Consider the following 12,158-nt stretch of genomic DNA (forward strand, 5'->3'; position numbering starts at 1 on the left):
GCCACCGATGATCGACCAGCCTGTCTCCGCCCGCGTCCAGCCCTTCTTCGACCCGGCCACCTTCACCATCAGCTACGTGCTCTTCGAGCGCGAGGGCGGGGCCTGCGCCATCGTCGATTCGGTGCTGGACTACGACCCCAAGTCCGGCCGCACGGCCACGCATTCGGCCGACCGCCTCATCGACTTCGTGCGCGCACACGGCCTCACGGTGCAGTGGCTGCTGGAGACGCATGCCCATGCCGACCATCTCTCGGCCGCGCCCTACCTGCAGAAGGCGCTAGGGGGCACCATCGCCATCGGCTCGGCCATCCGCACGGTGCAGGGCGTGTTCAAGAAGGTGTTCAACCTGGAGCCGGGATTCGCGCTCGACGGCTCGCAGTTCGGCCACCTGTTCGAGCCCGACGAGGTGTTCCATGTCGGCGCGCTGCGCCTGCGGGCCATGCATGTGCCCGGCCACACGCCCGCCGACATGGCCTATGTCCTGGAGGACGAAGGAGGCACCGCGCAGCTGGCCTTCGTGGGCGACACGCTCTTCATGCCCGACGTGGGCAGCGCGCGCTGCGACTTCCCCGGTGGCGATGCGCACCAGCTCTACCGCTCGGTCGAACGGCTGCTGGCGCTGCCGCCGGCCACGCGCCTCTTCATGTGCCACGACTACCCGCCCGACGGCCGGGCGCCGGCCTGGGAGACCACGGTGGCCGACCAGCGCCGCGCCAACATCCACCTGCACGCGGGCGTGGACGAGGCCGGCTTCGTCGCCATGCGCCAGGCGCGCGACGCCACGCTGGCCATGCCGGTGCTGATCCTGCCGGCCATCCAGGTCAACATCCGCGCCGGGGCGCTGCCGCCGGCCGAGGCCAACGGCGTGCGCTACCTCAAGATTCCGGTGGACGTGCTGTAGCCGCCGGTGCCGCCGCGCCCTCGTGCGCGGCCGGCCGCCCGCGGCGGAACAACCGCTTGACCCACTGCTCCAGGTCGTCCACATAGGTGAAGGTGGCCGGGATCACCAGCAGGCTCAGGATGGTGGAGGTGACCAGCCCGCCGATCACCGCCACCGCCATGGGCGAGCGGAAGCTCATGTCCGCCTCGCCCCAGGCCAGGGCGATGGGCATCATGCCGGCGCCCATGGCGAGCGTGGTCATGATGATCGGCCGCGCGCGCTTGTGGCAGGCGTCGAGCAGCGCGTCCCAGCGGCTCATGCCGTGGTCGCGCCGCGCCACGATGGCGTACTCCACCAGCAGGATCGAATTCTTCGTCGCGATGCCCATCAGCATCACCAGCCCGATCAGCGACGGCATCGAGAAGCTCTTGCCCGCCAGCAGCAGCGCCACGAAGGCGCCGCCCAGAGACAGCGGCAGCGCCGCCAGGATGGTGGCCGGCTGCAGGAAGTCCTTGAACAGCAGCACCAGAACGATGTAGATGCACAGCACGCCCGTCAGCATGGCCAGGCCGAAGCTGCTGAACAGCTCGCCCATCATCTCGGCGTCGCCGACGTCGACGGTGCGCACGCTGGGCGGCAGGCCCTGGATGGCGGGCAGCGCGCGGATGGCCTCGGCCACCTCGCCCAGGCCGCGTTCGCCCAGCTCGATCTCGAAGTTGACGTTGCGCGCGCGGTCGTAGCGGCTGATGACGGCCGGGCCGCCCGCGGGCTCCAGCGTGGCGACTTCGCCCAGCCGCACCGGGCCACGGGTGCCGGGCACCGTCAGACGCTCCAGCGTCGACAGGTTCTCGCGCGCGCTGTCGGCCAGCCGCACCACGATCGGCACCTGCCGCTGCGCAAGATTGAGCTTGGGCAGGTACTGCTCGTAGTCGCCCACCGTGGCCACGCGCAGCGTCTCGGCGATGTCGCTGCTGGTCACGCCCAGGTCGGCGGCGCGGGCAAAGTCGGGCCGCACCGCGATCTCGGGCCGCACCAGGCTGGCGTTGGAGCTGACGTTGCCCACGCCGGGAATCGTGCGCAGGTCGCGCTCCACGTCGCGCGAGGCGGTGGCCAGCGCCTGTGGGTCCTCGCTGGACAGCGCCAGGATGTACTTGTCGTTGGAGCCGCCCAGGCCCACCTTGACCCGCACGCCCGGCACCTCGGCCATCACCTGGCGCAGCTCGCGCTCGATCACCTGCTTGACCGGGCGCTCGCCGCGCGGCGCCAGGCGCAGTGTCATGGTGGCCTTGCGCGGATCGCTGCCGGCGCCGCCGGCCATCGGGTCGGCCCCGGCCGCGCCGCCGCCGATGGCGACGTAGATGCTCTCGATGTGGCCCACCCTGCGGATGCGTTCGCTGGCCGCCTCGACCGCGCGGCGCGTGTCGGCCAGCTTGCTGCCGGGCGGCAGTTCGAGCGTGACCTGCGTCTGCACGTTGTTGTCCGGCGGGATGAAGCCCGAGGGCAGCAGCGGGATCAACGCCAGCGAGCCGACGAAGAACACCAGCGCGCCAAGCAGCGTCAGCCCGCGGTGGCGCAGGCACCAGGCCGAGGCGCGCATGTAGCTGCGCATCCAGCCCGGCTCCTTGTCATGGGCCACCAGCGGCTTGAGGATATAGGCCGCCATCATGGGCGTGAGCAGCCGCGCCACCACCAGCGAGGCGAACACGGCCAGCGCCGCCGTCCAGCCGAACTGCTTGAAGAAGCGGCCCGGAATGCCGCTCATGAAGGCCGTGGGCAAAAACACCGCGATCAGCGTGAAGGTGGTGGCGATCACCGCCAGGCCGATCTCGTCGGCCGCCTCCATGGCCGCCTGGTAGGGGCTCTTGCCCATGCGCAGGTGGCGCACGATGTTCTCGACCTCCACGATGGCGTCGTCGACCAATATGCCCACCACCAGCGAGAGCGCCAGCAGCGTGATGATGTTGATCGAGAAGCCCAGCAGGTACATGCCGATGAAGGCCGGGATGACCGACAGCGGCAGCGCCACGGCCGAGACGATGGTCGCCCGCCAGTCGCGCAGGAAGAGCCACACCACCACAACCGCCAGCAGCGCGCCTTCGTAGAGCAGGCGCATGGAGCTGTCGTACTCGCCGCGGGCGATGTCCACGAAGTCGAAGGTGCGCTGCAGCCTCAGGTGCGGGTAGTCGGCCTGCAGCTTGTCCAGCGCCTTCTGCACGCCGTCGCCCACCTCCACCTCGCTGGCGCCGCGGCTGCGCGAGATCTCGAAGCCGATCACCGGCTTGCCATCCAGCAGGGCCAGGGCGCGCGGCTCGGCCACGGTGTCGGTGACGGTGGCCACCTCGTCCACGCGCGCATGGCGGCCATTGCCCAGCGGGATCTGCATGGCGGCGACTTCGGCCGCCGTCTTGGCGGTGGCCAGGGTGCGCAGCGGCTGCTCGGCGCCGCCCAGCTCGGCCCGGCCGCCGGCGCTTTCCATCTGCACCTGCCGCAGCGTGCGCGAGACCGTCGCTGCGGTGATGCCCAGCGACTGCATGCGCGCCGGATCGAGCGCGACGCGCACCTCGCGCGTGACGCCGCCCACGCGGGTGATGGCGCCCACGCCGGGCACGGCCAGCATGCGGCGCGACAGCGTGTCGTCGACGAACCACGACAGCTGCTCGTCGTCCCAGTTGTCGGAGGCGATGGCATAGGCCTGCACCGGCTGCGACGACAGCTCCAGCTTGGCCACGATGGGGTCGCGCAGGTCGGCCGGCAGGTCGGCGCGCACGCGGCTCACGGCCGAGCGCACGTCGTCCACGGCTTCCTGCACGGGCTTCTCCAGCTCGAACTCGGTGGCGATGGTGGCCTGGCCGTCGACCAGGGTGGAGGTGATGTGCTTGACGCCCTGGATGGTGGCGATGGCGTTCTCGATCTTGCGCGCCACATCGCTTTCGAGCTGCCCTGGCGCGGCGCCGGGCAGGGCAGCGGTGACGACCACCACCGGCAGGTCCATGTCCGGGAAGTTCTGCACCTTCATGGACTTGAAGGACAGCAGCCCTGCCAGCGTCAGCAGGACGAAGAGCATCGCCGCCGGAATGGGGTTGCGGATCGACCAGGCGGAAAGGTTCATGCCGGATGCTCCCGCGTCACTTGGCGGCCGGGGCCGGGGCGGCGGCCGCCGGGGCCGGCTGGCCCTGCACCTGCACCACGTCGCCGTCGTTGAGGAAGGCGGCGCCGCGCTCGACAAGCTTCATCTCCGGCTTCACGCCTTCGGCGATGGCGATGCGGTCGCCGGCGCGCTGGCCAGTCGTCACGCGGCGCATGGCGACCTTGCCGTCGGCGCCCACCTCGAACACGCTGGCGAAGCCGTCGCGCACCACCACGGCGGACTGCGGCACGGTGAGTTGCTCGATGCGACCGAGCATGAATTCGCCGCGCGCGTACATGCCGGCGCGCACGTCGCCGTTGGCGGGCAGGTCGACGTAGACCAGCGCATTGCGCGTCTGCGGATCGACCGTGGGCGCCAGAGCGCGCACCGTGCCCTCGACCGTCACGCCGCTGGCGGCCGTCACACGGGCCTTCTGGCCCACGCGCACCCTGGGCAGCTCGTTGGAGGCCACCTCGGCCCGCCATTCGAGGCGGCCGCGGCGCACCAGGCGGAAGAGCTCGGCGCCCGAGCCCACCACCGCGCCCACGGTGGCCGTGCGCGAGGAGATGACACCGTCGTCCGGTGCCAGCACCTGCGTGTTGCGCTGGCGCACCTGCTGCGCCTGCAGCGCGGCGCGGGCGGCCTCGACGCGGGCCTTGGCGGTCTGGCCGGTGGTGAGGTACTGGTTGATCTGCGCCTGGCTCAGCGCGCCGGTCGCCGACAGCGTGCGGGCACGCTCGGCATTGGCGGCGGCATCGGCTGCGGCGGCCTCGGCCTCGGCCAGGCTGGCGCGGGCCTGGGCGACTTCGGCCTGCACCGTGTCGCCCGAGAAGGTGGCCAGCACCTGGCCCTTCTTGACCAGGTCGCCCACGTTCACCCGCACGTCGGCCAGGCGCAGGCCGGCCGCCTCGGAGCCGATGATGGCCTCCTGCCACGCGGCGATGTTGCCGTTGGCCGGCAGGCCGGCCACCAGGTCGGCGGGCTGCGGCTGCACCACCGTGACGGTGAGCGCGGGGCGGGCGGTGGCGGCGGGCTTGTCGGCCTTTTTGGCCGCCTCGCCTTCCGCGGGCTTGCCGCGCAGCAGGAAGAAGGCGGCCACGGCCACGAGGGCCACGACCAGGATCGCGATGAGGAGCGGGCGTCGGGAGCGTTGCATGGTGATCTTTCCGGGCGCGGGGCAGGGTTCAGGGGCGCGGCGTGGCGGTGGCGCCGGACGGGGTCGGGCTGGTCGTCGAAGCGGGCTTGGCGCCTGGGGCGGCGACGGCGGCGTTCGACATGCCGGCGGTGGAGGCCGGGGCGGTGGCTGCGCCGTCGGCGTCGGGCCGTTGCCAGCCGCCACCCACTGCGCGGTAGAGCGCGACCCACGCCTCGTTGCTCTCGCGCTGCAGCGAGACCCGCGCCGTCTGCGCGGCGAACAGCGTGCGGCGCGCGTCCTCCAGCTCGAACAGGCTGGCCAGCCCCGTCTGATAGCGCGACTGGGCAGCGTCGAAGTTGGCCTGGTAGCCGCGCACGGCGGTGTCGGCATCGGCGGCGCGCTGGCGGGTGCTGTCGAGGTTGGTCAGCGCTTCTTCGACCTCGCGCACGGCCTGACGCACGCTGGCGCGGTACTGCACTACGGCCTCGTCGTAGCGGGCGCGGGCCGATTCGGCATTGGCGGCCGACACGCCGCCGTCGAACAGCGGCACCGACAGCGCCACCGGGCCCACGCTCCAGGTGTCGAGCGAGGCGCGGAAGCCCTGGCTGCGCAGCTGCAGCCGGCCCACGCTGCCGCTGAGCGTCAGGCGCGGATAGCGCTGGGCCTGCGCCGCGCCGGCCTCGGCACTGGCAGCCGCCACGGCGCGCTCGGCGGAGAACAGGTCGGGCCGCTGCGAGAGCGTCTGGGCCGGCACGGCGTCCACGGCCGGTGGCGTGGGCAGGGCGGTGACGGCGGACTGGGCATCGAGTCGCCGGTCCAGGTCTTCCGCCGACAGGCCCGTCAGCGCGACCAGTCCGTGGCGCAGCACGCGGCACTGGGCGCGCTGCTGCGTGAGCCGGCCCGACGCATCGGCCGCGCTGGCGCGGGCCAGGGCCGCATCGGCCGGCGCGGTGAAGCCGGCGTCGGCCGACAGGCCCGTGAGGCGGGCCGTCTCGGTCCGTGAGCGGGTGTCGGCCTCGGCCACGGCCAGCTGGCGGGCGCAGGCGCGTTCGGCGAAGTAGGCATTGGCCGTCTCGGCCGCCACGGCGATGCGGGCGTCGTGCCAGCGGGCCTCGCCGGCATCGAGGCGGGCGATGGCGGCGTCGCGGCTGGCGCGCAGGCCGCCGAAGAGGTCGATCTCCCAACTGGGCTGCAGCGTGGCCTGCAGCACGGTCGCCGGGGGCACGCTGGTGCTGCCGGTCCCGGTGGTCGTGGTGCTGCCCGTGCTGGTGCCGCTGAGCGGCGAGGCGCTGCGCGTGGCCGACAGGTTGCCGTCCAGCCGCGGCGCCAGGGCGGCGCCGGCCTGGGTGCGGGCGCCGCGGGCCTCGGTCACGCGCGCGGCGGCGCTGGCCACGTTGGGGCTGGCGGCCTGGGCGGCCTTGATCAGCTCGCCCAGCAGCGGATCGCCGGCCTGGCGCCACCAGTGGGCGAGGTCGGCCGTCGAGCCGTGGTGGGGCAGGGCGTCGGCCGGCACCGGGCTGCGCCATTGCGCGGGCGCGGGCGCCTGCACGGCGGCGGGCGGCCGGGTCACGCCGCAGGCAGCCAGGGCCAGCGCGAGCGGCAGCGCGGCCAGCAGCCGCGCGGCGGGCGGGGCGGTTCGAGTCGTCATGCGGAAGGTTCCTCGGAGGCATTGGCCGCGCGGCGGCCCCGTTCGGCCGCCACCAGGGCCAGCGCCATGCCGGCCAGCCGTTCGGCCCACTGGTCGACGGCACGGGGGCTGCGCAGCAGGCCGGGGCGGATCACGTCGATGAAGTCGCGCGTCACGTAGGGCTGCATCGCCAGGCCGGTGACGGCGAAGGCCAGGCGATGGATGTCGTCGTCCACGCGGGCATCCAGATGCCGGGCCAGCAGCCGCACCATGGCCTGGTGCGGGCCCTTGATCTCGCGCTCCACCTCGGTGGCCCACTGGCTGCTGGGCTCCAGCATCTCGCGCAGGTGCAGGCGCATGCACTGGCGCACGCGCTCACCCAGCTTGAGCGGCTCCAGGTAGGCGCGCATGAACACCGTCAGCGCCTCGTCGAGCGACAGGCCGGGCGCGGACCACAGGGCGGTGGTCTCTTCGGCCTTGCCGCCCATGGGCTCGGTGAAGCAGGCGGCGTACAGCCCGGCCTTGTCGCCGAAGTAGTAGCTGATGGCGCCGATGTTCATGTCGGCGGCCGCGGCGATGGCGCGGGTGGAGGTCTTGGCGAAGCCCTGGTCGGCGAACAGGGCGAGCGCGGCCAGCAGCAGGCGCTGGCGGGCCTCGGCCCCGTCGCCCCGGGCCGGCTTGGGCGTGGCGGTGGTCATGCGGGTGCGGATTAGACCACCGAAATCAAACGAATGATTAAAGTCTGTGCCGCGGTCGCGCCTTTGTCCGACGCCGCGCTAGGATCGCCCGCATGCAAGACATCAAGTGCCCCCACTGCGGCAAGGCCTTCAAGATCGACGAGTCCGGCTACGCGGACATCCTCAAGCAGGTGCGCGACAGCGACTTCGACCGCCAGCTGCACGAGCGGCTGGAACTGGCCGAGCAGGACAAGCGCAGTGCGGTCGAACTCGCGCGGGCCCAGCTCGCCAGCGAGCTGGAGAAAAAGGCCGCGGCCCGGGAGGCCGAGATCCTCGCGCTCAAGGCCAGGCTCGACGCCGGCGAGGTGGCGCGCCGGCTCGCGGTGAACGAGGCGCTGGGCAGCATCGAGCGCGAGCGCGACCAGCTGGCTCACGAACTGGCACAGGCCCGGCAGGAGCGCGAATCCGCGGCCCGCCTGGCCGAGGCGCGGCTCGCGAGCGAAGTGCAGAAGGCCGCGGCTGCCAAGGACGCCGAGATCCAGGCGCTGAAGTCCCGCCTCGACGCTGGCGGCATGGCGCAGCGGCTGGCCGTCACCGAAGCCGTTGGCGCGGTCGAGAAGGAGCGCGATGCCCTGCGCAACAACCTGGAGCGCGTGGCGCTCGAAAAGCAGGTGGCCGAGCAGATGCTCAAGGACAAGTACGAGACGCAGATCCGCGACCGCGACGACGCCATCGAGCGCCTGCGCGACATGAAGGCGCGGCTGTCCACCAAGATGGTGGGCGAGACGCTGGAGCAGCACTGCGAGACCGAGTTCAACCGCATCCGCGCCACCGCCTTTCCGCGTGCCTACTTCGAGAAGGACAACGACGCCCGCAGCGGCAGCAAGGGCGACTACATCTTCCGCGACCTCGACGAGGACGGCACCGAGATCGTCTCGATCATGTTCGAGATGAAGAACGAGAGCGACGCCACCGCCACGCGCAAGAAGAACGAGGACTTCTTCCGCGAGCTGGACAAGGACCGCACCGAGAAGGGCTGCGAGTACGCGGTACTGGTCTCGCTGCTGGAGCCCGAGAGCGAGCTCTACAACACCGGCATCGTCGACGTGTTCCACCGCTACCCGAAGATGTACGTGGTGCGGCCGCAGTTCTTCCTGCCCATGGTCACGCTGCTGCGCAATGCGGCCACCAAGGCGCTGGCCTACAAGTCGGAGCTGGCGCTGGTCAAGGCGCAGAACCTGGACATCACCCGCTTCGAGACGCAGCTGGACGACTTCAAGGCCGCCTTCGGCCGCAACTGGCGGCTGGCGTCCGATGGCTTCGAGGAGGCCGTCAAGCGCATCGACGAAGCCATCAAGGACCTGGAGAAGACCAAGGACGCGCTCTACAAGTCGGCCAACAACCTGCGCCTGGCCAACGACAAGGCCGAGGACCTGACGATCAAGAAGCTCACGCGCGGCAACCCGACCATGGCGGCCAAGTTCGCCGAGCTCAAGGACGCCGGCAGCACCGACGACTAGGCCATGGCGCCGCTACGATCGCGCGCCATGTCTGCCGCAACCTCCGACCCCACGCTGCCGCAGGACGCCCAGGGCATCCTGGCGCTGGCGGCGCGCTCGATGTTCCAGCTCTTCTCCAGCATCAGCCAGGGGATGTTCCTGATCGACCGCAGCGGCCGCATCGTGTGGGTGAACGAGGGCTACCGCCGCTTCCTGCCGGCGCTGGGCTTCGATGGCGTGGACCAGTTCGTCGGCCACATGGTGGAGGAGGTGATCCCCAACACCCAGATGCGCCGCGTGCTGGAGACCGGCGAGCCGGTGCTGGTGGACCTGCTGACCAACAAGGCCGGCACCTTCGTCGTCAGCCGCCTGCCGCTGCGCGAGGAGCACGACGATGGCACGGGGCCGGTGATCGGCGCCATCGGCATCGTGCTCTTTGACCATCCGCAGACCACGCTGCAGCCGCTGGTGGCCAAGTTCGCGCTGCTGCAGCGCGACCTGGACGAGGCCCGGCGCGAACTGGCCAGCCAGGCCAGCCGCGCGGCGCGCAATGGGCTGGAAGGCGGGCTGCCGCGCCAGGCCAAATACAGCTTCGCCAGTTTCATCGGCAGCAGCCCGGCGGCCGTGGAGGTCAAGCGCCATGCGCGGCGCGCGGCCCAGTCCAGCAGCCCGGTGCTGCTGCTGGGCGAGACGGGCACCGGCAAGGAGCTGCTGGCCCATGCCATCCACGGTGCCTCGGCCCGGGCGGCCGGGCCCTTCGTCAGCGTCAACATCGCGGCCGTGCCCGACACGCTGCTGGAGGCCGAGTTCTTCGGCTTCGCGCCCGGCGCCTTCACCGGCGCGGACCGGCGCGGCCGCGAGGGCAAGTTCAAGTTCGCCGACGGCGGCACGCTGTTCCTGGACGAGATCGGCGACATGCCGCTCACGCTGCAGGCCAAGCTGCTGCGCGCGCTGCAGGAGGGCGAGATCGAGCCGCTGGGCTCGAACAAGCTGGTGGCCTTCGATGCGCGCGTGATCGCCGCCACCTCGCGCGACCTGCCGGCGCTGGTGGCGCAGGGGCGCTTTCGCGAAGACCTGTACTACCGCCTGAACGTGCTGCCCATCCGCGTGCCGCCGCTGCGTGCGCGACGCAGCGACATCCCGGCGCTGGTGGAGGCGCTGGGCGACGAGGTGGCCCAACGCACTGGCGACGCGCCGCCCGAACTGCTGCCCGACGCGCTGGCCCTGCTGGCCGGCCAGCACTGGCGCGGCAACATCCGCGAGCTGCGCAACGTGCTGGAGCAGGTCACGATGCGAAGCGAGTCGCAGCGCATCGACGCGGTGCAGCTCGAACGCATCCTGCGCGAAGCCGGGCTGGAGCAGGTCGAGCTGCCGGCCACCCTGCAGACCAGCCAGGATGCCGACGAGCAGGCGGCGCTGTTGCGCCCCTTGTCGCAGCAGGTGGCCGAACTCGAGCGCAAGGCGATCGCCGCGGCACTGGCTTCGACCGGCGGCAACAAGCTGGCGACGGCGCGGCTGCTGGGCATCTCTCGTGCGACCCTGTACGAACGGATGGCGAACCCGTGAGCGTCAAGGCACTGCGCGCCACCTTCGGGCCCAACTGCCATTGGTGCGGCCTGCCGATGGATTTCGACGAGCCCGCCGGCCGGCCGGAGTCGGCCACCATCGAGCATCTGGTCGACTCGACCTTCGGCGGTGTCCGCTCCTCGAAGCACCGGCGGCTGGCGCATGCGGCCTGCAACCATGCGCGCAACCAGTTCCGCCAGCAGGCCGAGCGCCAGTTCGAGCAGTGGATCACCGAGCGCCAGACCTCCGGGAAAGCCCTGCCTGAAAATTGAACATTCGACCGAAAATCAGGCATGCCAGATGTTCGTAGATCAGGCATAAAGCAGTTTGATCGAATGAAGTAGCCTTTGATATCAACGGTTTAGCAAGTGGCACGAACTGTGCAATGTTCAGTCACCTTTTTCAGGAGACAACGAATGAACCGTCGCCACCTCGTCGCCTTGGCCGCGCTCGCCGCCTCTGTCGCGGTCCCCGCTTCGGCCTGGGCCCAGTCCAACGAGATCCGCATCGCCCACGTCTACAGCAAGACCGGCCCGCTGGAGGCCTACGGCAAGCAGACCCAGACCGGCCTGATGATGGGCCTGGACTACGCCACGGGCGGCACCATGATGGTCAACGGCAAGAAGATCGTCGTGATCGAGAAGGACGACCAGGGCAAGCCTGACCTCGGCAAGTCGCAGCTCGCCGCCGCCTATTCCGACGACAAGGCCGCGCTGGCCGTCGGCCCCACCTCTTCGGGCGTGGCGCTGGCCATGCTGCCGGTGGCCGAGGAATACAAGAAGCTGCTGATCGTCGAGCCCGCGGTGGCCGACTCGATCACCGGCGACAAGTGGAACAAGTACATCTTCCGCACCGGCCGCAATTCGAGCCAGGACGCCATCTCCAACGCCGTGGCGCTCGACAAGCCGGGCACCACCATCGCCACGCTGGCCCAGGACTACGCCTTCGGCCGCGACGGCGTGAAGGCCTTCAAGGACGCGGTCAAGAAGGCCAAGATCGTCCATGAGGAATACCTGCCGCAGAACACCACGGACTTCACCGCCGGTGCGCAGCGCCTGATCGACAAGCTCAAGGACCAGCCCGGCCGCAAGGTGATCTGGATCGTGTGGGCCGGCGCGGGCAACCCCTTCAAGATCGCCGACCTGGACCTCAAGCGCTACGGCATCGAGATCGCCACCGGCGGCAACATCCTGCCGGCCATGGCCAGCTACAAGAACTTCCCCGGCATGGAAGGCGCCACCTACTACTACTTCGGCATTCCGAAAAACCCGGTGAACGAGGCGCTGGTGTCCATGCACTACAAGGAATTCAAGAGCCCGCCGGACTTCTTCACCGCCGGCGGTTTCTCGGCCGCCATGGCCGTCGTCACCGCGCTCAAGAAGACCGGCGGCGACACCGGCACCAACAAGCTCATCAGCACCATGGAAGGCATGAGCTTCGACACGCCCAAGGGCACCATGACCTTCCGCAAGGAAGACCACCAGGCCCTGCAGAGCATGTACCACTTCAAGATCAAGGTGGACCCGGCCTTCGCCTGGGGCGTGCCGGAACTGGTGCACGAGATCAAGCCGTCGGAGATGGACATTCCGATCCGCAACAAGAGATAACAGGGCGACATCCCGCATGCCGCTTCGCGGCTCCCCCTTC

The 12,158-nt window shown here is 70.7% G+C and carries 9 protein-coding genes; 5 read left to right on the forward strand and 4 right to left on the reverse strand.

The window, feature by feature from the left end:
- Positions 1–7 precede the first annotated feature (7 nt).
- The gene (locus tag BXA03_RS03105; protein ID WP_076503753.1) at positions 8–901 is read left to right on the forward strand and encodes an MBL fold metallo-hydrolase; all 894 of its coding nucleotides are present in this window, start codon (positions 8–10) and stop codon (positions 899–901) included.
- Here the strand turns inward: BXA03_RS03105 and BXA03_RS03110 are convergent.
- The 4 genes from BXA03_RS03110 to BXA03_RS03125 are packed head-to-tail and all read right to left on the reverse strand — an operon-like array spanning position 876 to position 7,467.
- The gene (locus tag BXA03_RS03110) at positions 876–3,989 is read right to left on the reverse strand and encodes an efflux RND transporter permease subunit (protein WP_076503755.1); all 3,114 of its coding nucleotides are present in this window, start codon (positions 3,987–3,989) and stop codon (positions 876–878) included. The genes BXA03_RS03105 and BXA03_RS03110 overlap by 26 nt on opposite strands.
- Before the next feature lie 16 nt (positions 3,990–4,005).
- Positions 4,006–5,163, reverse strand: coding sequence for an efflux RND transporter periplasmic adaptor subunit (locus tag BXA03_RS03115; protein ID WP_076503757.1), 1,158 nt, complete (start codon positions 5,161–5,163; stop codon positions 4,006–4,008).
- A gap of 28 nt (positions 5,164–5,191) precedes the next feature.
- Positions 5,192–6,790, reverse strand: a complete 1,599-nt coding sequence (locus BXA03_RS03120) for an efflux transporter outer membrane subunit (protein WP_076503759.1) — start codon at positions 6,788–6,790, stop codon at positions 5,192–5,194.
- Positions 6,787–7,467 (reverse strand): CerR family C-terminal domain-containing protein, encoded by a 681-nt coding sequence (locus BXA03_RS03125; protein ID WP_076503761.1) that lies wholly within the window; start codon positions 7,465–7,467, stop codon positions 6,787–6,789. The genes BXA03_RS03120 and BXA03_RS03125 overlap by 4 nt, the downstream gene beginning before the upstream one ends.
- 92 nt (positions 7,468–7,559) lie before the next feature.
- On the opposite strand from BXA03_RS03125, the gene BXA03_RS03130 reads away from it, so the two are divergent.
- From BXA03_RS03130 to BXA03_RS03145, 4 genes are all read left to right on the forward strand, one after another.
- Positions 7,560–8,966, forward strand: coding sequence for a DUF2130 domain-containing protein (locus tag BXA03_RS03130; RefSeq protein ID WP_076503763.1), 1,407 nt, complete (start codon positions 7,560–7,562; stop codon positions 8,964–8,966).
- A gap of 27 nt (positions 8,967–8,993) precedes the next feature.
- Complete coding sequence (locus BXA03_RS03135) at positions 8,994–10,511, forward strand: sigma-54 interaction domain-containing protein (protein WP_076504775.1); 1,518 nt, start codon at positions 8,994–8,996, stop codon at positions 10,509–10,511.
- The gene (locus BXA03_RS03140) at positions 10,508–10,783 is read left to right on the forward strand and encodes a hypothetical protein (protein ID WP_076503765.1); all 276 of its coding nucleotides are present in this window, start codon (positions 10,508–10,510) and stop codon (positions 10,781–10,783) included. Before BXA03_RS03135 ends, BXA03_RS03140 begins: the two co-directional genes overlap by 4 nt.
- 144 nt (positions 10,784–10,927) lie before the next feature.
- Positions 10,928–12,118: a substrate-binding domain-containing protein gene (locus tag BXA03_RS03145; RefSeq protein ID WP_076503768.1), complete on the forward strand. Its 1,191-nt coding sequence runs from the start codon at positions 10,928–10,930 to the stop codon at positions 12,116–12,118.
- Positions 12,119–12,158 lie beyond the last annotated feature (40 nt).

The sequence above is a fragment of the Pseudacidovorax sp. RU35E genome (genome assembly GCF_900156165.1).
In the GTDB taxonomy this organism is placed as follows: Bacteria; Pseudomonadota; Gammaproteobacteria; order Burkholderiales; family Burkholderiaceae_C; genus Xenophilus.